At 62.0% G+C, this 26,134-nt stretch carries 24 protein-coding genes; 2 read left to right on the top strand and 22 right to left on the bottom strand.

Features of this window, described 5'->3' with window-relative positions:
• Window positions 1-9: 9 nt before the first annotated feature.
• From ISS99_RS00370 to ISS99_RS00290, 17 genes are all read right to left on the bottom strand, one after another.
• Complete coding sequence (locus ISS99_RS00370; RefSeq protein WP_204629578.1) at window positions 10-1,164, bottom strand: lipase family protein; 1,155 nt, start codon at window positions 1,162-1,164, stop codon at window positions 10-12.
• A gap of 38 nt (window positions 1,165-1,202) precedes the next feature.
• Window positions 1,203-1,718 carry a DUF6795 domain-containing protein gene (locus ISS99_RS00365; RefSeq protein WP_239537510.1) on the bottom strand — a complete coding sequence of 172 codons (516 nt, stop codon included), beginning with the start codon at window positions 1,716-1,718 and terminating at the stop codon, window positions 1,203-1,205.
• Window positions 1,719-1,900: 182 nt separating this feature from the next.
• Window positions 1,901-2,188 (bottom strand): PAAR domain-containing protein, encoded by a 288-nt coding sequence (locus ISS99_RS00360; RefSeq protein WP_204629577.1) that lies wholly within the window; start codon window positions 2,186-2,188, stop codon window positions 1,901-1,903.
• Between the two features lie 67 nt (window positions 2,189-2,255).
• Window positions 2,256-2,768 (bottom strand): hypothetical protein, encoded by a 513-nt coding sequence (locus ISS99_RS00355; RefSeq protein WP_204629576.1) that lies wholly within the window; start codon window positions 2,766-2,768, stop codon window positions 2,256-2,258.
• 30 nt (window positions 2,769-2,798) lie between these two features.
• The gene (locus ISS99_RS00350) at window positions 2,799-3,932 is read right to left on the bottom strand and encodes a cytidine/deoxycytidylate deaminase family protein (RefSeq protein WP_204629575.1); all 1,134 of its coding nucleotides are present in this window, start codon (window positions 3,930-3,932) and stop codon (window positions 2,799-2,801) included.
• A 50-nt stretch (window positions 3,933-3,982) separates the two neighbouring features.
• Complete coding sequence (locus ISS99_RS00345; protein ID WP_204629574.1) at window positions 3,983-4,408, bottom strand: PQQ-binding-like beta-propeller repeat protein; 426 nt, start codon at window positions 4,406-4,408, stop codon at window positions 3,983-3,985.
• 124 nt (window positions 4,409-4,532) lie between these two features.
• Window positions 4,533-4,766: a UPF0175 family protein gene (locus ISS99_RS00340; protein ID WP_204629573.1), complete on the bottom strand. Its 234-nt coding sequence runs from the start codon at window positions 4,764-4,766 to the stop codon at window positions 4,533-4,535.
• A gap of 93 nt (window positions 4,767-4,859) precedes the next feature.
• Window positions 4,860-7,592: a type VI secretion system ATPase TssH gene (tssH, locus tag ISS99_RS00335; protein WP_204629572.1), complete on the bottom strand. Its 2,733-nt coding sequence runs from the start codon at window positions 7,590-7,592 to the stop codon at window positions 4,860-4,862.
• 77 nt (window positions 7,593-7,669) lie between these two features.
• Window positions 7,670-7,903: a hypothetical protein gene (locus ISS99_RS00330; protein WP_204629571.1), complete on the bottom strand. Its 234-nt coding sequence runs from the start codon at window positions 7,901-7,903 to the stop codon at window positions 7,670-7,672.
• A 59-nt stretch (window positions 7,904-7,962) separates the two neighbouring features.
• Window positions 7,963-8,985, bottom strand: coding sequence for a type VI secretion system baseplate subunit TssG (tssG, locus tag ISS99_RS00325; protein WP_204629570.1), 1,023 nt, complete (start codon window positions 8,983-8,985; stop codon window positions 7,963-7,965).
• Window positions 8,949-10,832, bottom strand: a complete 1,884-nt coding sequence (gene tssF, locus ISS99_RS00320) for a type VI secretion system baseplate subunit TssF (RefSeq protein WP_204629569.1) — start codon at window positions 10,830-10,832, stop codon at window positions 8,949-8,951. Before tssF ends, tssG begins: the two co-directional genes overlap by 37 nt.
• 5 nt (window positions 10,833-10,837) lie before the next feature.
• The gene (gene tssE, locus ISS99_RS00315; protein ID WP_204629568.1) at window positions 10,838-11,341 is read right to left on the bottom strand and encodes a type VI secretion system baseplate subunit TssE; all 504 of its coding nucleotides are present in this window, start codon (window positions 11,339-11,341) and stop codon (window positions 10,838-10,840) included.
• Window positions 11,342-11,345: 4 nt separating this feature from the next.
• Complete coding sequence (locus ISS99_RS00310) at window positions 11,346-12,140, bottom strand: type VI secretion system accessory protein TagJ (RefSeq protein ID WP_204629567.1); 795 nt, start codon at window positions 12,138-12,140, stop codon at window positions 11,346-11,348.
• 96 nt (window positions 12,141-12,236) lie between these two features.
• Window positions 12,237-12,740 carry an Hcp family type VI secretion system effector gene (locus ISS99_RS00305; RefSeq protein WP_204629566.1) on the bottom strand — a complete coding sequence of 168 codons (504 nt, stop codon included), beginning with the start codon at window positions 12,738-12,740 and terminating at the stop codon, window positions 12,237-12,239.
• Window positions 12,741-12,820: 80 nt separating this feature from the next.
• The gene (gene tssC / locus ISS99_RS00300) at window positions 12,821-14,314 is read right to left on the bottom strand and encodes a type VI secretion system contractile sheath large subunit (protein ID WP_204629565.1); all 1,494 of its coding nucleotides are present in this window, start codon (window positions 14,312-14,314) and stop codon (window positions 12,821-12,823) included.
• 6 nt (window positions 14,315-14,320) lie between these two features.
• Window positions 14,321-14,836, bottom strand: coding sequence for a type VI secretion system contractile sheath small subunit (gene tssB, locus ISS99_RS00295; protein ID WP_204629564.1), 516 nt, complete (start codon window positions 14,834-14,836; stop codon window positions 14,321-14,323).
• Window positions 14,837-15,411: 575 nt separating this feature from the next.
• On the bottom strand, window positions 15,412-15,987 hold the full coding sequence (locus ISS99_RS00290; RefSeq protein ID WP_239537509.1) for a peroxiredoxin: 576 nt from the start codon (window positions 15,985-15,987) through the stop codon (window positions 15,412-15,414).
• 234 nt (window positions 15,988-16,221) lie between these two features.
• On the opposite strand from ISS99_RS00290, the gene ISS99_RS00285 reads away from it, so the two are divergent.
• Window positions 16,222-17,439 carry an SGNH/GDSL hydrolase family protein gene (locus ISS99_RS00285; protein ID WP_204629563.1) on the top strand — a complete coding sequence of 406 codons (1,218 nt, stop codon included), beginning with the start codon at window positions 16,222-16,224 and terminating at the stop codon, window positions 17,437-17,439.
• Between the two features lie 242 nt (window positions 17,440-17,681).
• On the opposite strand, the gene ISS99_RS00280 is transcribed toward ISS99_RS00285, so the two are convergent.
• From ISS99_RS00280 to xylA, 5 genes are all read right to left on the bottom strand, one after another.
• Window positions 17,682-18,824, bottom strand: coding sequence for a sugar ABC transporter permease (locus ISS99_RS00280; protein ID WP_204629562.1), 1,143 nt, complete (start codon window positions 18,822-18,824; stop codon window positions 17,682-17,684).
• Window positions 18,825-18,895: 71 nt separating this feature from the next.
• Complete coding sequence (gene xylG / locus ISS99_RS00275) at window positions 18,896-20,485, bottom strand: D-xylose ABC transporter ATP-binding protein (RefSeq protein WP_284343819.1); 1,590 nt, start codon at window positions 20,483-20,485, stop codon at window positions 18,896-18,898.
• Window positions 20,486-20,496: 11 nt separating this feature from the next.
• A complete protein-coding gene (gene xylF, locus ISS99_RS00270) occupies window positions 20,497-21,510 on the bottom strand; it encodes a D-xylose ABC transporter substrate-binding protein (RefSeq protein WP_239537508.1) in 1,014 nt (337 codons plus the stop codon).
• A complete protein-coding gene (xylB, locus tag ISS99_RS00265) occupies window positions 21,507-22,994 on the bottom strand; it encodes a xylulokinase (RefSeq protein WP_204629561.1) in 1,488 nt (495 codons plus the stop codon). Before xylB ends, xylF begins: the two co-directional genes overlap by 4 nt.
• An 8-nt stretch (window positions 22,995-23,002) precedes the next feature.
• A complete protein-coding gene (xylA, locus tag ISS99_RS00260; RefSeq protein ID WP_204629560.1) occupies window positions 23,003-24,319 on the bottom strand; it encodes a xylose isomerase in 1,317 nt (438 codons plus the stop codon).
• Between the two features lie 174 nt (window positions 24,320-24,493).
• Between xylA and ISS99_RS00255 the strand changes: the two genes are divergently transcribed.
• Complete coding sequence (locus tag ISS99_RS00255) at window positions 24,494-25,672, top strand: XylR family transcriptional regulator (protein ID WP_204629559.1); 1,179 nt, start codon at window positions 24,494-24,496, stop codon at window positions 25,670-25,672.
• The last annotated feature ends 462 nt before the right edge of the window (window positions 25,673-26,134 follow it).

Raw genomic sequence — 26,134 nt, 5'->3', positions numbered from 1 at the left:
ACGACCGTCTCAATCGAGCATGTCCACGGCACGACGTGCTATCGCTGCAACGAAGCGAAACAGCAGGCCCAGCACGTATTCGATAAAGCTTACCGTCATGTTGCCGGTGGCGATGGCCGTACGCCCCATGAAGCGCAATGCCGCGTTCAGCATGTTGCGGATCGTCTCCGCCATTTGAATGGATTGCAGCACGCCGCTGTAGAGCAAGCGGGCCAGGCCATCGAGCAGCGTCGACCCTACGTAGAGTGCCAGGGCAGCAGTCTTGCCTACCTGCTTGAGAATCCAGTCCAGCGCGGAAAGAATCAGACGCAGCGCAGTGGCCGACAGCATGATGAAGGGGCCGCTATCCTTCGCCGCCTGCGCCAGCCAATCACTGGCTTGTTCGAAACTGCTGTGCTTGGGCAAAATCACCGGCAATGCAGACCAGGCCGTGTCGCCTACCGAGTTGCGATATTCCGGCATCAGGTGGGCGCCAACATTGATCCGGGTTCCCGGGCCCTTGAGCCGGAACGCGTTGCTGTCGAGCGGCACGTGGCAATAAGGGAAAACCGGCACCATCGGTACCGGGTCGGTATCGTGATAGACGCGATAGATGTTGTCCGCACCCAAACGCGAGGTGAGGTATTGCGCGTGGTCTTCCAGGCCGCATTTGGGTGCGCCGAACGTATACAGTCGCACGGGACAACCCATGCTGCTGAGGCTGTCGGCGATCAACGTGGCCATCGCGCCGCCGAGACTGTGGCCGACCACGTGCAAGGTGGAAGGATTGCGGCCACGCAGTTTGTCGTTGATCTGCGGCAATACCGATTGCGCGCCGCGCCAGAAACCGGCGTGGACGAGAAATCCGCTGGGCCCGATCACACCGCCCATGCGTATGTTAGTGAGCCAGTCGTAGGCACTGGTCTTGAACGTACCGCGCACCGCAATCAGGCACTCGCCCTGGCGCCCGCCCTTTCCCCACGCCACGTAGCCAAAACCCGTGGTCTGCTGGATCGGGCCACCCAGTCCCGTCACGCCGGTAAGGCAGCTGCTGCGGAGCAAGTCGAAGATTTCGCGTGTTCCGGGGGCCGAGTTGGCCACGTCGATCACGTCCCGCGACAAGCGCAGCGCATAGACGCTCTCGGCGACCTCGCCCACCTGGGCCGGTGAAAGTTCCCTAGCCATTGTTCCTATCTCCTTTTAAGAAACGAGCGAAGCGTTTGTCAGATGGCTTTGCAAATGCCGTAGTGCGTGCCCTCGAAATCCGGCTCGCGAGTGAGCTCGCAGACCAGGTTGATGGGCTTTCCGTTCATCTCGGAATTGGCGTCGTAGGTGTCTTTGGTATGGCGCCACGCCGTGTATTCGACGCCTTGATAGTCGATCATGATTTTCTCGAGTATCACCGGCTGGTGCGGAACCATGCGAAGGATGCCGGGCTTGTGCTCGATGGTCGGAAACGAAAAGCTTCCCTGCCCATCGGTTACGGCATGCTGCGCCGGAATCTCGTTCTTGTTGTCCGACCAAACCACAGTCTGGGTGAGCCGGGCGCCCTCCACGGGCTTGCCTTCTTTCAGCACCGTGCCGTGAACTTCGGAAAACAGCACCAAACGATCAAACGCACTCATTGCACATCCCTCTGATAATCCCGACAACAAAAACACCAGCAATCCCAGCGCACCCACCAAAGTGGTCCGCCGCGCCTGCTGCCGCCTGCGAAGATTCGATTTGCTGAAACTCAAGACCCCTCCCCCGAACCCCGTTCCACGTCGCGCTTCAGCGCGCCTTGCAGATCCCATAATGCGTTCCTTCGTAATGACGAGGCGCTTTAGCCTCACCTGCAACCAATCCCGGCATTAAGGTGTAAACCCTTCAAGTGTCACTGTCGTGACCCGCACGATGCGCTGCTGCAGACGATTGCCGCTCAGCTGATCAACACCGTAAAGCAGCCCAATACGATCACTCCGCCGTGCGCTGTGCTGTCGCCCAGCCGCGCCACGGGGCGCCCTCCCACCAAAACCTTCGGCGAGCCCATCGCAATCGCATCCGGCGGACCGACACAAACCGCAATGTCGCCCACGCAGGCGGCAGGCAGACCGCCGATCAGGACGGTCGGCGCGCCGGGCCCCGCAATGGGACCGCCAACGTGGGGCACCGGCCCGGTGGTCATGGGGCAAGTGTGCATATCGGTAAGGCGTGCAGCAGGTGGCATGATCCAGTCCTCGTCCATTTGGCCGGCGGGTAGCGCGCAGCCCGGTACCGTTACCTCTGTCCCCCAGTCATCCGTGCCCCGAATCGGGCCCCGATATCCAGGTGGAAGTCCGTTTGCTCAGATCGACGACGTACTTGCCGCCAACCTCGTTCTCGATCTCGATTTCCCCGCGATCCTGCAGCAACCGCATGCTTCGAAAATAGCGCCCCGGCGTACTGACCCCGGCGGCATCCTGGCCGGGTACCTCATAGACTTTCAGCATCCACAGCCGCTCGTTGGATTTTACGTCTACCGCGGCCAAATATCCTCCCGGCTGGGTCCCGCCGTGCCGGTAGCTTTGCAGATCCTGCTCATAGCGGACACCTTTATAGACGACCGGCTCCACCACGGGGGGAGATGGACGGCTTGGGCTGGGCATATCCTGGTTCGCCAAAACGGCTTCCTGCGATGAGTTTGCGGTTGATCGGGCAGCATCCCTCGGCGGGGGATCAGCCGCCCTGGCCGCGGTCGATACCCATGCGGGCGGCACCGACACAAAGAGCACGCTGTACACCATCAACACCACGTTACGGACACCCATGACCGGATCACTCTCGACTGCACCCCGACCTCATGCGCCCAGCTTGACCGTCCCCAGCCACGAACACACGTACTGCAATACTTGGTGCTTCACGTCCTGCTCCGCATCGGCAGGGCGATCCTTGAGCACTTTGTGTATGAGTGCTTCGCTTGCCGACCGCAGCACCTTCTTCGCATCCGCGGAATGACCGATCTGGGTAGCGATGGATCCTTCGCCCATGCAATTGGACAGGCCGGTGTCGATCTGCGTCTTGTTGATCTTGCTGCAGGTGGCGAGTGTTACGACCGCCCCGACCTCGTCTTCCAGCTTGATCGAGAACTTTTCCTTTTCCACTCCCTGCGGCGCCTTGGTCTGGTCGCTCAGCTGCTTGGAAATCTTTGCCCCCACCTTGCCGTCCTTTCCGGTGTCCATCTGCCCGAAGTAGATGACGCTGCTGGCGGACTTGCTCAATTCCAGATATCCGGTGCATCCCCTGCAGGGCGTCAACGTACTGAAAATGATGCTCCGCTCGGGAATCTTGGTAACGCCGGGATTCTTGCGGAAGTAGGACAGCAGCATGCTTACCTCGGCATGCCGGAAGGCACCGGTGTTGATGCCGGCACTCAGTATCTCGCCGGCATCGCTCACCAGCAGCGCGCCAACGTAATTCTTCAGTCCCGCGAAGGATTCTTCGGCGCTTATGTCCACCAGCGAATACGCTGCAAGCATGTAATAGCGCAAAGCACTGACCAGCGCCTTATCCTTGCCTGATGCCGGCGCGTAAGCCTTCCCCTGGGCCATCACGCTCGAAGCGGCGGCGTACAGCCCGCCCCCCGCCAGCGGCCCGGTAAATCCCAAAGATTCAATCTGCTTGGGCCACGTCAGCACGGCGACGCGTTCAGGCGTAATGCTTTTGGCACCGTCGCCGTTGTCGGCCACCAGGTTGGCGGACGATTTGATGTTCAAGGCCGGGTAATGCTTCAACCATTTCAGGGCGTCCGCCGAGTTGGTGTAGACACGCCCCCTCTTGTTGCACAACTGCAATGCATTGACCGCCGCCGGCAGGGCAACGTTTTCCGACACGACGTATTTGAACTTGTTGCCGAGAATGAAGCCGGCCACATTCTTGCCCTCGCCGAGCGCAGGCACATCCGTCGTCCAGAAATCATGAAGCTTCTTAGGCATAAAATTCTCCTTCGGCGCGTTCTAGCGTTCCGCCCTGATGCGATGGCGCATCACTCGTGATGGGAATCCAATGGCCGGCAAGCCGGATCGATGAGCATTACTTTTCCATCCATGACCAGCCTGTCCCTCTTGAAAACAGGCTTTGCGGAAAAGCCGTTGCTTCGCCAGAGAATTCCGCACGTTTGCGTATCGAGTGCGTAAACACGATCGTCGCTGCCCGAATAAGTCGAGACGTACAAAACCCCGTTCCCATACATCACCGGCTGTTCGGCGATCGATACCTCGCTATCGACCGAGCAAGCCGGAGCCCCGCTTTTGCTTATACGCAACGGCCCTTGCCAGGCGCTGGGGTGAACGGAGTCATCCGCCTCGCCAAAATTCACGACGACGTCGCCAACCTTCGCCGTACCAGCTGCAATGACCACCGGAGCAAGATCGCAAGCCTGTGCCACCAACGGCAACCACAGCAGCCCCATGGCCCAGGACACGCCACGCACATTCATTGCCGACCTCCGCCGCTCCGAATGCGCGCCGTTGCCCAGCTTCCGGAAACGTTCGCCGCCACCTGACCAGCCACATTCCGGCCCATGACGACACTCCCTATAGATCGTGATTGCGCATGTCATCCACGAGATCGTCGACGCCGTAATTGACCGTTTCTCCTGCCCGGGACAGCAACTGGTGAAACTCGAACTCGCTCTTCCCGATCAACTTTCCGGCCAACGAACCGTGAATGCCCTTGTACTTGTATAGCGCGATCGCCAGGAGCTCCAACGCCTCCTTCCCGTCCACGCCGACCTTCTGCATCAAGGCATCGTCCAGTTCGATTTTCATTCCTCGCCTTCCGGCAAGGGCGGATTGATTCGGTCCGCCCTTGCTCACGATCAGCACTCTGGAAGAATCAGGCCGTCCCGTTCCTCCATCTCGTCATGCAAAGCCGTAATCGAAATCCTGTCCGTTCACTCCGACGTTCACGCCTCCCACCGCCTTGCCATCGATCATGCGCAAGAGGAACTCGCGGCTGACGTCCGGCAGCATGGTATTGGTGAGAATCGCGTCGATCATGCGGCCGCCCGATTCGCTTTCCGTGCAACGGCTCACTACGAGCTTCACTACGTCGTCGTTGAACTCGAACGGAATCTTGTAGCGCGCCTCGATGCGCTTCTTGATGCGGCCCAGCTGCAGCTTGACGATCTCGCCCAGCATGATTTCGCTGAGCGGGTAATACGGAATCGTCACCAGGCGGCCGAGCAGCGCAGGCGGGAAGATTTTCAGCAGCGGTTCGCGCAATGCCTTGGACATGCCGTCCGGATCGGGCATCAACTCCGGATCCTTGCACATGCTGGCGATCAGCTCGGTGCCGGCATTGGTGGTGAGCAGAATCAGCGTGTTCTTGAAATCGATCTGACGACCTTCGCCGTCTTCCATCATGCCCTTGTCGAACACCTGGAAGAAGATTTCGTGCACGTCCGGATGCGCTTTCTCCACTTCGTCCAGCAGCACCACGCTATAGGGTTTGCGGCGAACGGCCTCGGTCAGCACGCCGCCCTCGCCATAGCCGACGTAACCGGGAGGTGCGCCTTTGAGCGTGGAAACCGTATGCGCTTCCTGGAACTCGCTCATGTTGATGGTTATGAGATTCTGCTCGCCGCCGTACAGCGCTTCGGCCAGAGCCAGCGCGGTTTCGGTCTTGCCGACGCCGGAGGTGCCGGCCAGCATGAATACGCCGATCGGCTTGTTGGGATTGTCCAGACCGGCGCGCGAGGTCTGGATGCGCTTGGCGATCATTTCCATGGCGTGATCCTGGCCGATCACGCGCTGGTTCATGATCTTGGCCAGATTCATCACCGTTTCCAGCTCGCTCTTGACCATGCGGCCAACGGGGATGCCGGTCCAGTCGGCGACGACCGAGCCCACCGCGGTGTAATCCACCGAGGGGAGAATCAGCGGATGCTCGCCTTGCAGCTCGGCCAGTTGCGCCTGCAGGCCATGCAACTCTTCCAACAGGCTCGTGCGCTCGGCATCGCTGAGTTCGGCCGGCGCTTCGACCGCCTTGGCTTCCGCAGCCGCCGCCTGCTCCAGCTTGCTGCCGGTACCCTCCACCGGCGAAAGATCGCCGCGCAGCTTGCCGCGGATGGTGAGGATCTTTTCGACCAGGACCTTTTCCGCCTGCCAGTTGGCCTCGAGCTTTTCCAGCCGGATTTGCTGTTCGGCCAGCTTTTGCGTGGCACTGGCTTCGCGCTCGCTCACATTCACGCCGATAACCTTCTCGCGGGCGATGATCGCAAGCTCCGTTTCCAGCGCCTGGATGCGCTTGCGCGTGTCGTCCACTTCCGGCGGCACGGCATGCTGGCTGATGGCGACGCGCGCGCAAGCCGTATCGAGCAAGCTGACCGATTTATCCGGCAGCTGGCGCGCGGGAATGTAGCGATGCGACAGCCTCACTGCGGCTTCCAGCGCCTCGTCCAGAATCTGTACGCGGTGGTGCTTCTCCATCACGCTGGCCACGCCGCGCATCATCAGGATGCCCTTCTCTTCGCTGGGCTCGTCCACCTGCACGGTCTGGAAACGGCGGGTCAGCGCCGGATCCTTCTCGATGTGCTTTTTGTACTCGGCCCAGGTGGTGGCGCCCACCGTGCGCAGGTTGCCACGCGCCAACGCGGGCTTGAGCAGGTTGGCGGCATCGCCGGTACCCGCCGCACCGCCGGCGCCGACCAGGGTGTGCGCTTCGTCGATGAACAGGATGATCGGCTTGGGCGAAGACTGCACTTCTTCGATCACCTGGCGCAGGCGGTTCTCGAACTCGCCTTTCATGCTGGCGCCGGCCTGCAACAGGCCCACGTCGAGCGTGCGCAGCTCCACATCTTTCAACTGCGGTGGCACGTCGCCGGCGGCAATGCGCAAGGCGAAACCTTCCACCACGGCGGTCTTGCCGACACCGGCCTCGCCGACCAGCATCGGGTTGTTCTGGCGGCGGCGCATGAGAATGTCGACCACCTGGCGAATTTCTTCGTCGCGCCCCACGATCGGATCGATCTTGCCGCTGCGCGCCTGTTCGGTGAGGTCGACGGTGAACTGCCGCAGTGCCTCCTGTTTGCCCATCTGGGCCGGCGGAATGGCGCCGCTGGCCTCACCCGGCGCAGCGCCGCCCATGCGAAAACCGTCGCTGGCGCTCTGCCCGTCTTCGGGCGAGCCGCTTACCACCTCGGCAAATTTTTCCGCCAGGGTTTCCACTTTGATTTTCTCGAATTCCTTGGAGATGTTGAGCAAGGCATTGCGCAGATGGCGCGTGCGCAGCGCGCCGAAAATCAGGTAGCCGCTGCGCACTTGCGCTTCGCCGAACATCAGGGTCGCAAAGACCCAGGCGCGCTCGACCGCTTCCTCCACGTCGCCGGACAGGTCGGAAATAGTGCTGGAGCCGCGTGGCAACCGGTCCAGCGCATCGGTGATGTCGCCGGCAAGGTTGGACGGATTGATATTGAACTGCTTGACGATGCGATGCAGGTCCGAATCCTGCAACTGCAGGATCTGATGGATCCAGTGCACCAGCTCCACATAGGGATTGCCACGCAGCTTGCAGAACACCGTGGCGCTCTCGATGCCGCGATAGGTAAGTTTGTTGAGTTTGCCGAACAGGGCGCCGCGACTGATCTCTGCCATGACAACGATCCTTGGGTTGATTCGTCTCTCCGTCTGGTTCGGGAGAGAGTGAAAGGTTCAGTTAACGCTCACGACGGTCAGGACGCTGGCGTCATCCGGATAAGCTCGTCATAAGTCGGAAAATTGCTGGTCCCTCTTTGCTCTTTCACGTACAGCTCCTTCAGCTCCATCCTGGCTTTCGAAAAGCAAAGCAACTCTTCCTCGAGCAGGGAAAGATCCGGATCATCCGCAACCGCGATCTGTTCCCTTAGACCATGGATCTTTTCTTCAACCGCAGATATCGCTGCCGACAGCGTAAAGATGCTGATCACGGCTTCCTCCGTCCTTGCCTGCTACACCAATCCGACGCGCTACCTCCCCAACTGCACGCCTATCCCACCGGCCGCAACACCACGTCGTCGCAATCATCCTCGCGCCGGGGAGCGCCCATCCAGGTCGTCAAACCCATGCGGCCACCCTGCCCCATGCGCGTACCAGGCACTTCCTCGCGCTTGAGCACGAGCTGCACGTCCCAGGCCTTTTCCTCGCCCACGTACGTTTTTACTGCGGCCACCAATTGCTTCAATGCCGATCCGCCCGGCAGGAAGTTGTTGAACTGCGCACGCGTAAGCGGTCCCAGCCGCAAGCGGAAGCGCTGCTGCGCGCCCCACACGTATTCGCCGAGCACGGCCGTCATGCCCAACCCAGCCACTTCGCGCGAATGGCCCAGCCGGCAGTGCGCCGAATCCGGCAGGCGCATCCATTCGGTGACGAATTCCAGAATTTTTACCGGAATGTCGAAGAAGTGTTCCAGCAGATGCTTGAGGCCTTCGGCATTGCGCGCCTGAGCCAACAGGCGCCCCGCAAAAAAGTGTTTGTATTGATCCGGCAAAGCATCGCGTGCTTGCAGGTTGGGTGTCGACAACCCCACCAACGCACCCATGTAAAGGCCAAACCGGTCCTCGGCCGGGCGATCGAGCTGCACCGTGGGCTGCGCGTCTGCCCAGACCCGGTAAAACAGGCTCAGCATGCGATGGTGAAAAATGTCCGCGAACGCGATGAAGGTGTTGTCGCGTGCGTTGTGCTTGCGGTCGAGCACGTACTCGGTCAAATGCAGCGGCATCGCCGCGTTGGGTCCGAACAAACCGAAGAACAGGCCGTGCATGTGCGGCGGCCGGCCTGCGGGCTGTCGTTCGAAACGCTCCACCATGCGCGGCGCGAATGCCAGCGAAGGCGTCTGGCACAAGCGCACGGCATCTTCTGCCGGCTTGGCGGAGCGGCCCAGTCGCGGGCGGTCCGGATACGCGCATTCCAGCCAGCGCAACGCCTCGAAGAACTCGAAGTTCTCGGGCCGGTCGCGCAGCGCGTTCTCCAGCGCTACAGGATCTGGCGTTTGCCGAGTCGGGCCGGCCATCGAGCCACCTCGTTGCGTTCCAGGGTGCGCAGCACGGTTTCGGTAAACGAGTTCACCGATACGTAGCGCGCGAAGAAATGCTTCATCACCGAACCAAGCAGGAAGGCCCCCGTACCTTCAAAAGCACCGTCATCGCAGGTCAGGGTGATTTCCAGGCCGCGCCCGAATGCGATCGGCCCCGGCACCGGAATGCGCCGCACCACCGATTTGGAACTGACCGCTTTCACGCCTTCGATCTGGCGCCGAGCGCTGGCATCGAATTCATCGCAGTAAAGCGTAAGCATCTCGCGCAGCGCCGCGGCACCTTCTTCGCCGCTGTCGCCCAGCAATGACACGTAATTGAGTTGCAGGTGGCTCAGCAGGCGCCAGGCGGTTTCGCCGTGTGCGGTCGGCGCACGCGGCTTGGTCGGGCCCGCCACGCAACGGATGGACGCCACCGGCGCCCCGGTTTCCAGCGTGAAATCGGTGCGCGACTTGCCTACCGGCATCTGCAGGGGAAGATCGCGGTTGGTGCACATCAGCATCATGCCGATCTGCCGCAGGCGCGTGGAATAAGGAGCATCGTTGGCATCCACCAGCGAAATGAACATTTCGCTGCCGACGTAGCTCGATCGTGCGCCTTGCAACTTCTGCCGGGCGGACAGCATGCGCGGTTCGCGCCGCAGGCTATAGAACGCCGCCGTGCCGTTGTGCCAGACCCGTTCGTCGCAGCCGTAGAACGGCTGGAAGCGCTGCTCGGGCTCCTGCCGGTCGCCGAATCCTTCGACCTGGCTGAGACTGTGCACTTCGAAATCCATCGGTCGGGTGCGGTCGGGCACCACGTGGTATTCGGTCCTGCCCTGCTGCAGGTGGATGCGGTCGGCGCGGCGCGGAAACAGATTGATCGCCGGCGTGCAGAACAACCTGAAATTGCTCGCGTCGACGGCATTGTGCAGGCGGCCGACGCTGCGATCGAAGAATACGGTGAGGTCGAATTCCGTGGCCTGCGAGCGCGAAAGCACCGATTTCAATCCGGTGAATACCGCGAACAGGAAGCGCTCCGGGCAGGCGAAATACTCCTGCAGCAGCCGATAGCCGCTGAAGGATCGATCACTGTAAGGCAGCAGCGCCTCTTCGTCGGCAAAGCCCTTGTCGAGGATCGCCTCGGCCGGAAAATGCTCGACCAGTTGGCCATTGGGACCGGCGATGCGCACCACGTAGCCTTGCGCATTGCCCAGCAACTGCTCGTACAAGCGCTTGGGCAGTTCGTCGGCGCCGGCGATGAATACCGGCAGGTCGTCCATGGCCAGCATATTGGCTTGTGCACCGGCGATGATGCTGAATTTCAGGCGCAGGCCGGCGCGCACCGTTTTGCCGGCGGGAATCGGCACGCCGGCGGCGGCAATGGCCGCAGGCGTTTCAAAATATTTGGCCTCGGTCAGCTCCACCGGCCACAGGGTGACGTCGTGTGCCGTGCGATATTCGCAAGCTGTGCGGTCGTCGTTCGAAATGAGACTGCGCAGCGCCGTATTGCGCGCCACCGTATAACCGGTGGCCAATGCACTTTCCTTGGGATCGGGGAGCAACTGCACCACCGCCATCGACGGCACCGGCGACAGGTAATGCGGGTAGATCATCTCCAGCAGGTGCTGGGTGAACACCGGGTACTGCGCATCGAGCTTCAACTGGATGCGCGCCGCCATGAAAGCAAACCCTTCCAGCAGGCGCTCCACGTAGGGATCGGCGCACTCGAAGCCCTCCATGCCCAGGCGCCCGGCGATCTTGGGGTACTCGCGCGCGAACTCCGCGCCCATTTCCCGCACGTGTTGCAGCTCGCGGTTGTAGTAACGCAGCAATCGCGGATCCATGATGCTTAGCCGAAGCTCTCCGAAACGTTGAATTTGCCGGTTTCCAGGTCCACTTCCGTCTTCAGGTAGAGATTCAGCGGAATCGGCTGGGCCCACATCTCCGATTCGATGTTGAAGATGAGCGATTGACGGTCCATGCGCTTGGCATCGGTCTGCACGGTGACGCGCAACGTACTGGGCGTAAGCCGCGGCTCGAACGCCAGCAAGGCCTCTCTGATCTGTCGCTGCAATACGTGGGCATCGACACCGGCCAGGGCCGTGCCGGTGAGATCGGGAATGCCGAAATTGAGCACCGAACGGGCAACGTCCGGATAATCGGCCAACTGCTCCTCGATCCCCAGGTTCACGCAATTGAGCAGCCAGGAAATATCCCGCGTCACGCAGTCGCGCAGCCGCGCAGCGGAGATCACGCGTTTCTCGCGGCTCTCCTCGTGCTTGGCGGGTTCGTCATCGGCCAAACGATCCAGCAACGACGGTTGCAGGCGTTCCTGGGTGGTGAGCTCGGCCATACGCTCAGTGATCGAATGAAATGTTGCGGACGTCCAGCAGAGGGTATTCGCCGGCATCCGTCGCCAGCATGCGCTGGCCGGAACCTACGTAGCAATCGCCGTCTATCTCGACCCAGTCGGTCTTGCGGGCCAGCACCAGATCGCTGTCCTGCGCGCGTTCGGAGTCGGGGTAACGGCACGGCACGAAACCGATCGCTTCGCCGCCGTTGCTCCAGGTAATCTGCACCGGCGCCCAGACCTTGTCGCGCAGGTCGGCCGGCGCATCGAATTTCAGTTCCTTGATGCGCGAGAACGGCACCCAGGAATAACCGCCGTTGACGATGACTTCCAGGCAGGGACCGAACCGCGGATCGGCATCGGCAAGCCACTCGAAGCGCTGGCCATCGATGGTTCCGCTTATCGCGTCGGCCTCTTCGAAGGCCTGCTCGCGCAGCGGCAACGCCTCCTTGTGACGCCCCTCGCCCATCAACTTCAGCGATTGCAGCAGCAAGGCCAGCCATTGCGCAGGTTCGCCGATCACCATCGGCGATCGTTCGCCTTTCACCACGGCCGCGCGTTCCAGTTCGCCCTGCAATGCACGGCTATACGCGCCCACCATCAGCGTATTGCCGACGTCGAGTTCGCCGCTCACTTTCAACTGCGTTTGCGCGCGCTCCCATTGGCCCAGCACCGACAGCAGCTGAAACAGAAACACCCGCGCCTTGGCGTCCGCCGGATTGCCACGGACTTTCGCCGTCAACCCTTGCAAGGCCTCATCCAATCGACCTTCTTTCAGCATGTTTTCCGGAGTCATGTCCATGCCCAGCATTTTCGTAAGGCGACAGGAATCTCGGCGCAGACGCGCCGAGATTCCGGGCTGATACCACTTTCAGCTAGTGCAAGAGCCCAATCAGGTTTAGGCGCTGGCGACCTGCTGGATATCGAAGGTGAAGTCCTTCGTACCGCCCTGCTTGCCGCCCTTGTCGTCCTGCGGCTGGAAGGAGTACTTGAACTTACCGAAGTGCAGCGTGATGTTTTCGGTGAGGCGATCTTCGCCGCCGCTGCCGCCGGTGGAGGTCGAGGTGATCAGAATGCCTTCGCTCAGCTCAATGGTGAGGAAGTCGCTCTGCTCGCCGGTGGCGTTGGTGACGTACAGCCAAGCCTGGTCGATGCGTGCGCCGGTGCAGCAAGCCTGCAGCAGGGCGTTGGAGCAGCCGTCCACATACTTGGTGATCGAAATGTCCTGCACGTGAGCCTTGCCGCCGCTGGCGGAACCGGCGCCGGCATGCAGATCGCCGGTGTTGCTGGTGCCCCACGACCACGCAAGGATCGGCACTTCGCCCTTGTGCTTCTTGTGGTTGGATGCGCCCTCGATCTTGACCTTGCCAGAGCCAAACTTGATGTGCATATCGAATGCCATGAAACCTCTCCTCGGTTACCTGATTGATGATGGCTACCGCCGAACCTGGCGGTTCCCTTTGCAACACACTTCCTGATGATTCAGGCTTTCGCCGCCGACGGCAGACGCGAAACTAGACGCAGCGATACGGTCAGACCCTCAAGCTGGTAATGCGGCTTGAGGTAGAACTTGGAGGTGTAGTACCCCGGTGCGCCTTCCACTTCTTCCACCACGACTTCCGCGGCAGAAAGCGGCTTGCGCGCCTTGGTCTCCTCGCTCGAATTGAGCGGATCGCCGTCGATATACTGGCTGATCCAGTTGGTCAGCCAATTCTGTACGCTCTCCCTGCTGCTGAACGAGCCGATCTTGTCGCGCACGATGCACTTCAGATAGTGCGCGAAACGGCAGCAAGCGAACATGTACGGGAGGCGGGCCGCCAGCGCCGCATTGGCGGTGGCGTCGGGATTGTCGTATTCCTCCGGCTTGGCCAGCGACTGGGCACTGATGAAGGCCGCCATGTCGGAATTCTTCCGGTGCACCAGCGGCATCAGGCCCATCTTGTCCAGCTCGGCCGAACGGCGGTCGGTGATGGCAATTTCGGTGGGACACTTCATGTCCACGCCGCCGTCGTCGGTCGGGAAGGTATGCACCGGCAGGCCTTCCACCGCACCGCCGGATTCGATACCGCGGATGCGCGAGCACCAGCCGTATTCCTTGAACGAACGGTTGATGTTCACCGCCATCGCGTAGGCGGCGTTCTGCCAGGTGTACTTGGACGAATCGGCGCCGGCGGTATCTTCTTCGAAATCGAACTCTTCCACCGGGTTGGTCTTCGCGCCATAGGGCATGCGCGACAGCGTGCGCGGCATGGCCAGGCCGATGTACTTGGCGTCTTCCGATTCACGCAGCGAACGCCATGCAGCGTAGTCCGGCGTGGAGAAAATCTTGGCGAGGTCGCGCGGATTGGCCAGTTCGTTCCAGTTGTCCATGCCCATCAGGCTGGAGTTGGCGGCGCTGATGAACGGCGCATGCGCCGCGGCGGCGACCTGGGCGATGCCGGCCAGCATTTCCACGTCCGGCGCGCTGTGGTCGAAGTAGTAGTCGCCGACCAGGCAGCCATAGGGTTCGCCACCCAGCTGGCCGTATTCCTCTTCGTAGACCTTCTTGAAGATCGGGCTCTGATCCCAGGCGGTGCCCTTGTAGCGCTTGAGCGTCTTGCCCAGCTCCTTCTTGGAGATGTTCATCACGCGGATCTTCAGCAACTGGTCCGTTTCGGTGTTGTTGACCAGGAAATGCAGGCCGCGCCACGCGCTTTCCAGCTTCTGGAAATTCTCGTGGTGCATGATGAGGTTGAGCTGTTCGGTGATCTTGCGATCCAGCTCGGCCACGTAGGCGTTGATGGTCTGGGTGACGTCGTCGGAAACGATCTCCGACTTGTTCAGAACCTGCTCGGCGAGCGTGCGGACGGCGGACTCGACCTCTTCCTTGGCGCGCTCGCTCTTGGGCTTGAATTCCTTGCTCAGCAGGGACGCAAAGTCGCCGGCTTCGATGGTTTGCGCGGCGCCGCCCTGTTCGGCCAGTTTTTCAGTTGCCATGATTGCTTACTCCCCGTCCTTCGCGTCGCCCGGCTTGGGCGCCGAAGCCAGCGATTGCAGCAGCGCCGGGTCGTTGATCGCCTGGGCGATCAGCTTTTCCGCGCCGGCCTTGCCGTCCAGATAGGTGCCGAGATTGGCGAGCTGGGTGCGTGCCTCGAGCAGCTTGGCCACCGCACCGACCTTGCGGGCCACCGCCGCCGGGGAGAAGTCGTCCATGCTTTCGAAGGTGATGTCGACGCTCAGGCTTCCTTCGCCGGTCAGGGTGTTGGGTACCGTGAAGCTGGCACGCGGCTTCATGGCCTGCATGCGGCTGTCGAAGTTATCCACATCGATCTCCAGCGCCTTGCGCTCTTCCACCGGCGGCAGGTCGGCGTTGTTGGCGCCGGAAAGATCGGACATCACGCCCATCACGAAGGGAACCTGCACCTTCTTTTGTGCGCCATACACCTCGACGTCGTATTCGATCTGTACACGAGGCGCGCGATTTCGCGCTATGAACTTCTGACTGCTTTGCTTTGCCATACGACGTCTCCTTGGAAAAGGATCAACCCACAGTAGAACTGCAACATTCGAACCCACTCGCCGGGTCCGGCGATTGACAGCCAAATGACAGGCGTGCGTCACCCGACGGAGCAAATGCTGCAACCGTGAACGACTTAAGCTTTGGTAGCTCCCCCTCGCGGGTCTGCGTAGCGAGCTGATCTGGCAGCGCAAACGCCGCAAAGTCATCCGTTCCGACTCGTGAGGACACTCCCTGTTACCAGCATAAATTTATGCTTAATCGAATCGGCTGGCAACGGGTGTTTTGCGGCGTGAAATTTGCGTGAATTAAACCGCTTGCCGAAACGTATTAGCAATGAACTTACAAATCAGCCACTTGAATAATGGGCCTGTCGGTTTTGCCTAAAAAACACTCAGCTGCCTTGTCGACCGATTATTGCGCACTGAAAAAGCAATGCTTGCCTGCCGATTGAAAAGAGTGATCGGCCGCACGCTCGCAAACGCGCCGAGGCGTTGCCACAGCGATTGAAACGTGGACTTAAAGCTTCAAAAGCTTTCGATCCTTTCGGACCGAAAGCTTTCAGCTCTTGCAAGCCTTACGGCGCCTTGCCCGCCTTGATCTCTTGCACGATCTGAAGCGACTTCTTTACGTGGTCGGCGGGATGGAGATGGTCGGCCTCCGAGGAGAGCGTGGCCACGATCTTGCCGTCGCTGCCGATCACGAAGGTCGTGCGCTCGATGAAGCCATGGCCGATCTCGACACCTCGCACGTCCTTCGCGCCTGCCTGGGCCGCCTCGGTCTTGAGCTGGTAGGAGGTGGCGATCGCCCCGTTGGCATCGGAGGCCACCGGGAACTTGCCCGCGCAGTAGTTGGGGTCGGCAGAAAAAGTATTGAGGCGCTGCAGGCTGTCTTCGGAGACGCCGATGATGGTTGCACCGGCCGCGTCGAAGCTGGCCTTTTGGGTCGCGAAGGTGTGCGCCTCGATATCGCAGCCGCCGGTATAGGCCGAGGGATAGAAATAGACCACCACCGGCCCCTTCTGCAGAGCCTGCTTCAGGGAAAAGGTAAAGCCCTTGCCGGCCAGGCTCGCCTGCGCGGTGAAATCCGGTGCCTGGGCGCCCGGCGCAAGCGCGGCGAACGCCGAGGTGGCGAAGGTCAGTGCGGCCGTCATCGCTCCCACCATCAGCCCTGCGCGATATTCGTTTTTCATGACTCGCTTCCTCGATCCGATCCGGCCTGGCCGTAGTCGTTCGATTGTAGACCAGCATGGCGAGCCGCCACCCGAGATGGCCCATTCGTCATGGGTCGGGGTGGTGAATTTTATAAAGCCCGGCCGTCATTAAGTTAAATCGCCTTCTGCTACTTATATGCGCCGTCGCTTCGCCCTCATCCGGGAAATCGCCTCGTGCAGCATTGGATATTGAAACGGGCCATCGCCGTATCTCTCTGCGGCCTCGTCGCCACGACTGTGGCGATCGGCGCCGATCGCACCGCCTGGGTCGATACCTGGGCCTGCGCCCCGGATTCCGCAGGTGCGCTGCTCAAAGCACAGACCGTGCGGCAGATCGTGCGAACCAGCGTCGCCGGTACCCAGGTTCGCATCCGGCTGTCCAACCTGTTCGGCAGCGGCCCGCTTACCGTCGGCAACGTGCACCTGGCATCGCACGCAACGGGCGCCGATATCGTGCCTGGCACCGATCACGCGCTGCGCTTCGAAGGCAAATCCGGGGTGACGATCCCCAAGGGCCAGAGCGTGTGGAGCGATCCGGTTGCCATGAACGTGGGTGCACTGCAGGAACTGGCCGTAAGCATTTACGTGCCGCCCGGCAGCGTGGACGGCCCATCGACCATTCACAACGCAGGCTTGGCCACCGCCTTCGTCAACGAAAGCGGCGATGCGACATCAACCGTGCACTTCCCCGCCGACGAAACCAGCGGCAACCGGTTCCTCATCACCGATATCGCGGTGAGCGGCCCCGTCGCCCGGCAGACCGTCGTCGCGTTCGGCGATTCCATCACCGATGGCGTCGGCTCCACCCCGGGCGCGAACCAGCGCTGGCCGGACTATCTTGCCGCACGCCTGCAAGTAGACAAGTCATTGGCAACGATCGGCGTGGCCAACTCCGGCATCGGCGGCAACCGCATCCTGCAGGACAACTTCGGCCCCAGCGCACTGGCGCGATTCGACCGCGACGCGCTGGACAAGCCCGGCGTGCACTGGGTCGTGCTGCTGGAGGGCATCAACGACATCGGCGGATCGGGCTACGCCATCGCCGCCAAAGACAAAGTCAGCGCGCAGCAGATCATCGACGGCATGAAAACCTTGATTGCCCGTGCTCACACCAAGGGCGTGAAGATCTACGGCGCCACCCTTACGCCGTTCGGGGGCGCCGGATGGCCTTACCACAGTGTCGTGGGCGAGCAGGAACGCGAAGCGGTGAATACCTGGATCCGCACGTCGGGTGCGTTTGACGGCGTGGTGGATTTCGAGGCGGCGGTTCGCGATCCGGCGCACCCGGAGCGCATGCTCGCCGCCTACGACAGCGGCGACCACCTGCATCCCAACAGTGCCGGCTACCAGGCCATGGCCAATGCCATCGACCTGAAACTTTTTCATCCCTGACCCGCGTTTGATGCGCGGTAGTAAATACGCACCAGCAACCCGGCAACACCCCACCCTCTCCAAGGGCTTACCTGGCCAGACGTGATTTCCGACGACCTTTGATCGATTGACCTTTTCGTAGTTCGCACGACGGTTTTTTTACTCCCGTTTATAACCGTCGTTTGGACTGGCAGCGCCGGGAATGTACCGCCTACATTCCCGGCGCGTTTTTTTGCACCCCGTTCCAGCCGTCGCGCCGCGCGTCAATCGCGCTTGGCGCCGGACAGCACATCGACCCATACGGCAATCACCAGGATCGCGCCCTTCACGATGAGCTGCCAGTAATTGTCGACATCCATCATCGACATGCCGTTATCCAGGCTGGCCATCACCAACGCGCCTATCAACGCCCCATGTACCGTGCCGGCGCCGCCGCGCATGGAAGTACCGCCGATAAAACAGGCCGCGATCGCATCCAGTTCGCCATTGGTTCCCGCCGAAGGCGAACCCGCTGCAAGACGGGCGGTATTGATGATGCCGGCGAAGGCGCACATCAGTCCCATCAGGCCGAACACCACCATCTTTACGCCCGACACGCGGATGCCGGACAGCCGGCTCGCCTCGACGTTGCCGCCCACGGCGTAGATGTGCCGGCCCAGCACCGTCTGGCTCGCCACGTAGCTGAAGATCACCAGCAGCGCGAGCAGCAACAGTACCGGCAACGGTATGCCGCTATAGCGGTTGAGCATGCTGGTGAAAATCGCCAGCACTGCGCCGGCCACGGCCAGTTTCAGCACGTCCAGCCATGCCGCAGCCTGCGGGATCGACTGCGCCTTTCGGCGGCGACGCCGTAGCAGCGTGAGCGCGACCAACACCGCAAACGCACCCGTTGCCAGCAGCGACGATGGCCACGGCGGCAGATAGCCTTCGGCCAGATACACCAGGTCGGCCGGTACCGGCGCGATGGTTGCACCGTGCGTAATGCCCTGCAAAACGCCGCGGAACGCAAGCATGCCGCCAAGGCCGACGATGAACGAAGGCACCCGCAGCCGCGTGACGATGAATCCGTTGAACAACCCCGCTGCCAAGCCCAGCAGCAACACCAGCAGCACGGCGCTCCAGGACGACCACTGCAGGTTGACCGTAAGCACCGCCACCACGCCACCCAGCAATCCCAGCAGGGAGCCCACCGACAAATCAATTTCGCCGGCGATGATCACGAACACCATGCCGCAGGCGAGCATGCCGGTGATCGAGGTCTGGCGCAGCAGATTGGAAAGATTGCGGGCGCTGATGAAAGCGCCGCCGGTGGCGACGTGAAAAAAGATCCAGATGGCAGCCAAAGCCAGCAGCAACGCGAGGATTTTGTAGCGGACGAACAGGCGGCGGAAGTCTTGGGCGTGCATGGTGGGCGATGGCTCTCTCGAAAGTCTCCTTCCGGTACGGAAAGAGCGTCAGGGTGGAAGACCGGTCCTGCCTAAAAAACCAACGGTTGCTCGCCTTCGTGGACCTGGCGCCCAGGCACGTTTGCCGGCCCGGCGGTCGAAGCCGAACCGATCGCCGCAGCCATGATCTGTTCCTGGGTGAGCCCCGCATTGACGAAGTTGCCGGTGAGGCGTCCTTCGCTCATCACCAGCACGCGGTCGCTTACGCCCAGTATTTCCGGCAGCTCCGAAGAAACCAGGATGATCGACACGCCTTCGGCGGCCAGCTCGAAGATCAGGCGATAGATATCCGCCTTGGCGCCGACGTCTACGCCGCGAGTGGGTTCGTCGAGGATCAGGATCTTCGGCCTGGTCAGCAGCATCCGCGCAAACAAGGCCTTTTGCTGATTGCCGCCGGAAAGCAGGGCGATCGGCAGCGCGGCATTCGCCGTTTTGACGCGCATCCTGCCGATCTGGTTCTCGGCTTCGCGCTCCTCGTGCTCGCGGTCGACGCGCCCTGCCCGCGCGTAGTGGCGCAAGGTCGCCAGCGTGATGTTCTGATCGACGCCCATCAGCGGCACGATGCCGTGCCGCTTGCGATCCTCCGGCACCAGGCCCAACCCGGCTCGAATGGCATCCTGCGGCGAGCGGATCCGCAACGGTTCGCCCTCCAGCCACAACTGGGCTTCGCTGTGCCCGGGATATGCGCCGAAGATCGCGCTGACCAGTTCGGTGCGACCCGCCCCGACCAGGCCCGCTATGCCGAGGATTTCGCCCTGCCGCAACGAGAAGGAAACGTCGTCGACGCGCTTGCGCGCAGGATCGGCCACGTCGTGGCAAACGACGTGCTCGGCGCGCAACAGCACATCGCCGATATCGTGCGGCACCCGGGGATAAAGCGTCTCGATCTCGCGCCCGACCATCAGGGCGATGATCCGGTTCTCGTCGAGTTCGTGCGCAGCATGCGTCGCTACGTGCCTGCCATCGCGAATCACGCTGACGGTGTCGCACACGCGCGCCACTTCGTCCAGCTTGTGCGAGATATAGATGCAGGCGATGCCACGCCGTTTCAGTCGTTCGATGATGCCCAGCAAGACATCGGTCTCTTTTGCGGTCAACGAAGAAGTCGGCTCGTCGAAGATCAGCAGTCGGGCGTGCTTGGCCAAGGCCTTGGCGATTTCGAACAACTGCTGATGTCCGCCTCCGAAATGCATCAACGGCAGCGATACGTCCACATCCTCCAGTTGCAGTTCCTGCAGCAAGGCCTTGGCGCGCACCTGCATGGCTTCGTAATCCATGCGTCCGCCCGGGCGGGTCAATTCGTTGCCGAGAAACAGATTCTCGAGCACCGACAAACCCGGCACGAGCATCAGTTCCTGGTGAATGATCACAATCCCGGCATGCTCGCTATCGCGCACCGAACGCGCCTGCAGCGGGCGGCCTTGCCAAAGAATGTCGCCCTCCCAGCTGCCGTGCGGATAAACGCCCGACAGCACTTTCATCAGCGTGGACTTGCCGGCACCGTTTTCACCGCACAAGCCCAGGCATTCGCCCGGGCGAACGCGCAAATCGATACCGCTCAGGGCCGGCACTCCGTTGAACGACTTCTTGATCCCGCGCATTTCGAACAGGTAATCGCTCACGTGGTGCGCCCCTAATGACCGTAGATTTGGGCATGGGTATAGAAGCCGTCCTCGATCACCGTATCCACGTTCTGGCGGGTCAGCAGAATCGGGGTCAACAGGATGGTGTCCACGCTCTTGCTGCCATTGTTCAGCGCGGTGTCGTAGTGCGGCGTCTCTCCGCGCACCAGTTGCACGGAAAGCTCGGCCGCCCGCGTGGCAATCTGCTTGATCGGCTTGTACACGGTCATCGCCTGCGTGCCGTCGATCACGCGGCGCACGGCGGCAAGATCCGCATCCTGTCCCGATACCGGCACCTTCCCCGCCAGCTTCTGCGCCGCCAGCGCCTGGATGGCGCCGCCGGCGGTGCCGTCATTGGACGCGACGATGCCCTGGATGTGGTTGGCGTTGGCCGTCAACGCATCTTCGATAATGCGCAAGGCTTTGGACGCATCCCAGTCCGGCGTCCACTGCTGCCCCACGATCTTTATCGCGCCGCTGTCGATCGCCGACTGCAGAATTTTCATCTGGCCTTGGCGGATGATCTTGGCATTGTTGTCGGTGGGCGAGCCACCCAGCAAAAAGTAATTGCCCTTCGGTGCGAGATTCAGCACGCCCTGTGCCTGCAGTTCGCCCACCCTTTCGTTGTCGAAGGTGATGTAGGCGTCGACGTCGGCATTGAGAATGAGGCGGTCATAGGAAACCACCCTGATGCCATTGCGCCGCGCCTCGGCCACCACGTTGCTGAGCACCTTGGAATTGAACGGCACGATCACCAGCACGTCGACCTGGCGCGCAATCAGGTTTTCCAATTGCGCCACCTGGCGCTCTTCGCTGGCATCGGCCGATTGCACGTAGACCGTTGCACCGAGCCGGGTGGCGGCGGCGACGAAATAGTCGCGATCGTGCGCCCAACGCTCCAGACGCAGATCGTCGATGGAGAAGCCGATGACGGGATGATCTTTGCTGGCGTGTGCCGCAAAGGTAAAAAGTAGCCCGGCAAGCATTAGCAGGCATCGGGGAAGAAACGCTTTGATGCGCATCATGCCCCGCCCTCTTCCGCCCGGTATACCGCTGCGAGTTGGCGATATAGCGAGCGAAAGCGCGGCTGGCGACGCTCTCGAAAATACGCGTGACGCGCGGCGTCCGGCTCGCGCACCGCCACTGTTTCGGGCATGCGGCATACCTCGTCGAGGCTTGCACCGGGTTCAACCGCCAGCTGCGCCAGTCGTGCGGCACCCAATGCGGCCCCTACTTCGCCGCCTGCACGCAGGGTCAATGGGCGACCGATGATATCGGCCAGCATCTGCGTCCAATAGGCGCTGCGCGAGCCGCCGCCGATCACGGTGATGTCATCGGCCCGCAAGCCCGCCGCATCCACGGCCTCGATACCATCCAGCAAGCCCAGGCCAACACCCTCCAGGGTCGCATTGGCCAGGTCACTTCGCGCGCTGTCCACGCGCAATCCGGTGAAAGCGCCGCACGCGTGCACATCATTGTGCGGCGTGCGCTCGCCGCTCAAATAGGGCAGAAACATCGGCCCTTCGCGGGGCTGCCCTGCCTGTTCGGCATCCGTCAGCAGTTGCGCCACATCCGGATAGCCGCCCAGCCTGGCGGTGAAATCCAGGCAACTGGCGGCATTGAGCATCACCGACATCAGATGCCAGGTGTCGGGCAAGGCATGGCAGAAACTGTGCACGGCCTGCTCGGGCCGGGCGAGATAGCCATCGGATACCGCGAAGTACACGCCCGAGGTTCCCAGCGACAGCATCGCGTGGCCGTGCCGGACGATACCTGCGCCCACCGCACCCGCTGCGTTGTCGCCACCGCCGGCGGCAACCGGAACGCGCTGCATGCCCCAGCGATCGGCCAATGCCGCATTGAGATACCCGGTAATCGCGTTGCCTTCGAGCACCGGAGGCACGTGGTCGTGCGACAGTCCGGTGGCATCGAGCATGCGCCGGCTCCAGCTGCGCTGCGCCACGTTCAACCACAAGGTGCCGGCGGCATCGGATGCATCGGTGGCGTATTCGCCGGTCAGGCGCAGGCGCAGGTAATCCTTGGGCAACAACACCTTGGCAATGCGTTCGAAGGTGGCCGGTTCGTGCTCGCGCAACCACAGCAGCTTGGCCGCGGTAAATCCGGGCATGGCCAGATTGCCGGTGATCGCCCGGAAATCCGGCCAGTCTTCCATCTGGCGGCATTGCGCATCGCTGCGTCCATCGTTCCACAGGATCGCGGGGCGCAATACGCGGTCGTCCCGGTCCAGCACGACGGCACCGTGCATCTGCCCGCTCAAGCCGATGCCGGCGATCCGGCGCGGCGAAATGCCTTGCTTGTCGATGGCGGCGAGCAGTTGTTCGATCGCCGATTGTGCGGCCAACCACCAGTCCTGCGGCTGTTGCTCCGACCAGCGCGGTTGAGGATGGGAGATGGGCAACGGATGCGCAGCCTGGGCACGCACCTCGCCCGCGCCGTCGAGCAGCACCGCCTTGACGGCGGAGGTGCCCAGATCAATACCGAGGAACACGCGCGCGCTCAGCGGTAGATGTAGCGGTTGACGAGGTTTTCCAGATACTCCTGCTGGCCGGATACGTGCGCTGGACGCAAATCGCGGTGAACGGCTTCATCGGCCAGCGCTTGCAAAGTGAAACCGCCGTCCAGTATCTGCTTGCCCAAAGGTGCTTCCCAACCGGCATAGCGCCCTGCCTTGAACGCGGCCAGCAGATCCTGCTCGATCATCGCGGCCGCACGCTCCAGCGCCAGGGCCAGCGCATCGATCGCGCCGATGTGGCCGTGGAACAGATCGGCAGGGTCGCTGCTCTGGCGGCGCACCTTGGTATCGAAGTTGAAACCGCCGGTGGTGAATCCGCCGTGGCGAAGAATCTCGTACATCACCAGCGTGAGTTCTTCCACGCTGTTGGGGAATTGATCGGTATCCCAGCCGTTCTGCGCATCGCCGCGATTGGCGTCGATGCTGCCGAACACGCCGAGCGAAATGGCCGTCGCCACTTCGTGATGGAAGGAATGCCCGGCCAGCGTCGCGTGGTTGGCTTCCAGGTTGACGCGAACTTCCTGTTCCAGGCCGAACTCCTTGAGGAAGCCGTAGACCGTGGCGGTGTCGTAGTCGTATTGATGCTTGGTCGGCTCCTGCGGCTTGGGCTCGATCAGAATCGTGCCCTTGAAGCCGATGCGGTGCTTGTGTTCCACCACCATCTGGAAAAAGCGGCCCAACTGCGCGCGCTCGCGGCGCAGATCGGTATTGAGCAGCGTGTCATACCCTTCGCGCCCGCCCCACAACACGTAATTGGCACCACCCAGGCGCTGGGTAGCGTTCATGGCGTGAAACACCTGGGTGGCGGCGCAGGCAAACACCTCCGGCTGCGGATTGCTGGCCGCACCCGCCGCATAGCGCGGGTGGCTGAACAGATTTGCCGTACCCCACAGCAGCTTCATGCCGGTCTCGGCCTGCTTGGCCTCCAGCACGTCGACCATCGCCGCGAGATTGCGCACGTAGTCGGCAAGGCTGTCGCCTTCCGGCGCCACGTCGGTGTCGTGGAAGGTGTAGAACGGCGCCCCCAGGCGCTGGAAAAAATCGAACGCGGCATCCGCTTTCTGGCGCGCCAGCGCCATCGGTTCGCCGGCGCCCTGCCAGGGGCGATGAAACGTGCCGCTGCCGAACATGTCGATGCCGGGCCACACGAAACTGTGCCAATAGCAGACGGCCAGGCGCAGATGCTCGTCCATGCGCTTGCCCAGCACCAGGCGCGCGGGATCGTAGTGATGGAAAGCCAGTGCGCTCGGGTTGTCGGCTCCCGCCGGACGGATGGGGGAAATGGACTCGAAATAGCTCATGCGGGGCTCCTGTGGAGTTTCGGATGCTGCAACCGCCCACTACCGCCCGCAATTGCGAAATCCGCCAGCCGTGCCAGATTTTTCTTTGTCGCGATGCGTCATGTACCAGGGCAACTGAGCTGTTAGCGTCCGGTGCACGGCTAGCGCCGCCTGGTTCTTCTGGCTGGTTACGACATGTCGCCTCATCGCATTGCATTGCTGTTCAACGCCAACAAGGTCTACGACCGGCAGGTCATCTCGGGGATCGGGCAATACCTCACTTCCACCCGGGTCGAGTGGGACCTCTTCATGGAAGAGGATTTCCGCAGCCGCACGGTGGGCATCCACCATTGGCGCGGCGACGGCATCATCGCGGACTTCGACGACCCCGTGGTGGCCGAAGCGCTGGCCGCCATGCCCATTCCCGTGGTCGCCGTCGGCGGCTCCTATGCCGACGATTCGCAATATCCGCACAACACGCCGTATGTCGGCACCGACAACCAGAAACTGGTGCGGCTCGCCTACGACCACCTGATCGAACAAGGCTTGCAACGCTTCGCTTTCTACGGCCTGCCTCCCGCGCCCGGCAACCGCTGGGCCTGCGAACGCGAAATGGCCTTCAAGCGCATGATCGATGCAGACGGATTGGAAGGGATCGTCTATCGCGGCTCCTCCACCAGCGCCGGCGGCTGGGGCCGCTCGCAGGAAGAAATGGCCGAATGGGTACGCTCGCTGCCCAAGCCGATCGGCATCATCGCCGTCACCGACGCCCGCGCCCGCCAGCTGTTGCAGGCATGCATCGTGGCGGACGTGCCGATCCCCGAACAGATCGCCATCGTCGGCATCGACAACGATCCGATCGCCCAGTTGCTCAGCCGCATCCCGCTCACCTCGGTGATCCAGGGCGCCGAGGAAATGGGCCGCATGGCCGCGCAAGTGCTGCACCAGATGCTGCACGGCGGCGACTGCTCCACCACCCGCATCCTGGTGCCTCCGGTTGGCATCAACGTGCAAGCCACCAGCCTGCACCAACCGTTGAAGAGCCCGCACGTGATGCGTGCGCGCCACTACATCCGCCAGTACGCCTGCCTGGGCATCAAGACCGAACAAGTGGCCGACTACGTCGGCATCTCGCGCACGCTGCTGGAAGAACACTTCAAGCGCGAGCTGAAAAAATCGGTGCACCAGACCATTCTCGAGCACAAGCTGGAAATGGCTCGCAACATGCTCGCTGATCCGTCCATGCCATTGGCGGATGTCGCCGTGCGCAGCGGCTTTACCTCGCTGCAATACATGTATGCGGTATTCCGCCGCGAGTACAACTGCACGCCGAGGCAGTTCATGGAAGCTGCGCAGAGTGTGAAGGTGCAGTAGCGCTAGCGGCCCTCGCTTGTCGTCACCCAACCTGCTCACTTGGTACGCATTCGCACCTAGTGCTGCAACTTCCACGTTTGCGACCACTCGCTCTGCGCTCTACCGGCGCAACGCGCCGGCACCGAGTGCGCGCATGGATGCGCGCTTAGCTTTTGTGGGCCCCCTTGGGCGCGGTGAAGGGGCGAAGGATCAGGCCCCGCCAGGGGGCATGGGCACGGATGTCCATGCCTTTTCGTCAGGGCAGGATGCCCTGTCGAAAAGCCCCTTCGACCCTTCACGCACTTGCCGGGCATGGATGCCCGGCGAGCGCGCCCTGGGGGTGCCCTTCTCTTTGGTTGGCGGTCTCTAGACTCAAGTGCAACACCCCCAACCGAGGTGCTGCATGGCGAGGAATTACAGTCATCTAAGTGCCGAAGAGCGCGGCGCGATCATGGTGGGCAAAGCACGTGGGGAGAGTGCCCG

This window comes from Dyella mobilis (genome assembly GCF_016904945.1).
GTDB classification, from domain to species: domain Bacteria; phylum Pseudomonadota; class Gammaproteobacteria; order Xanthomonadales; family Rhodanobacteraceae; genus Dyella_B; species Dyella_B mobilis.
This window is presented reverse-complemented; position numbering and strand designations above follow the sequence as displayed.

Bases quoted from the DNA above. Each gene is read 5' to 3' on its own strand.
- ISS99_RS00370 (WP_204629578.1), bottom strand. From the start codon at position 1,164: ATGGCTAGGGAACTTTCACCGGCCCAGGTGGGCGAGGTCGCCGAGAGC.
- ISS99_RS00360 (WP_204629577.1), bottom strand. From the start codon at position 2,188: ATGCCACCTGCTGCACGCCTTACCGATATGCACACTTGCCCCATGACC.
- ISS99_RS00355 (WP_204629576.1), bottom strand. From the start codon at position 2,768: ATGGGTGTCCGTAACGTGGTGTTGATGGTGTACAGCGTGCTCTTTGTG.
- ISS99_RS00350 (WP_204629575.1), bottom strand. From the start codon at position 3,932: ATGCCTAAGAAGCTTCATGATTTCTGGACGACGGATGTGCCTGCGCTC.
- ISS99_RS00345 (WP_204629574.1), bottom strand. From the start codon at position 4,408: ATGGGGCTGCTGTGGTTGCCGTTGGTGGCACAGGCTTGCGATCTTGCT.
- ISS99_RS00340 (WP_204629573.1), bottom strand. From the start codon at position 4,766: ATGAAAATCGAACTGGACGATGCCTTGATGCAGAAGGTCGGCGTGGAC.
- tssH (WP_204629572.1), bottom strand. From the start codon at position 7,592: ATGGCAGAGATCAGTCGCGGCGCCCTGTTCGGCAAACTCAACAAACTT.
- tssG (WP_204629570.1), bottom strand. From the start codon at position 8,985: ATGGCCGGCCCGACTCGGCAAACGCCAGATCCTGTAGCGCTGGAGAAC.
- tssF (WP_204629569.1), bottom strand. From the start codon at position 10,832: ATGGATCCGCGATTGCTGCGTTACTACAACCGCGAGCTGCAACACGTG.
- tssE (WP_204629568.1), bottom strand. From the start codon at position 11,341: ATGGCCGAGCTCACCACCCAGGAACGCCTGCAACCGTCGTTGCTGGAT.
- ISS99_RS00310 (WP_204629567.1), bottom strand. From the start codon at position 12,140: ATGGACATGACTCCGGAAAACATGCTGAAAGAAGGTCGATTGGATGAG.
- ISS99_RS00305 (WP_204629566.1), bottom strand. From the start codon at position 12,740: ATGGCATTCGATATGCACATCAAGTTTGGCTCTGGCAAGGTCAAGATC.
- tssC (WP_204629565.1), bottom strand. From the start codon at position 14,314: ATGGCAACTGAAAAACTGGCCGAACAGGGCGGCGCCGCGCAAACCATC.
- tssB (WP_204629564.1), bottom strand. From the start codon at position 14,836: ATGGCAAAGCAAAGCAGTCAGAAGTTCATAGCGCGAAATCGCGCGCCT.
- ISS99_RS00290 (WP_239537509.1), bottom strand. From the start codon at position 15,987: ATGACGGCCGCACTGACCTTCGCCACCTCGGCGTTCGCCGCGCTTGCG.
- ISS99_RS00280 (WP_204629562.1), bottom strand. From the start codon at position 18,824: ATGCACGCCCAAGACTTCCGCCGCCTGTTCGTCCGCTACAAAATCCTC.
- xylF (WP_239537508.1), bottom strand. From the start codon at position 21,510: ATGATGCGCATCAAAGCGTTTCTTCCCCGATGCCTGCTAATGCTTGCC.
- xylA (WP_204629560.1), bottom strand. From the start codon at position 24,319: ATGAGCTATTTCGAGTCCATTTCCCCCATCCGTCCGGCGGGAGCCGAC.
- ISS99_RS00255 (WP_204629559.1), top strand. From the start codon at position 24,494: ATGTCGCCTCATCGCATTGCATTGCTGTTCAACGCCAACAAGGTCTAC.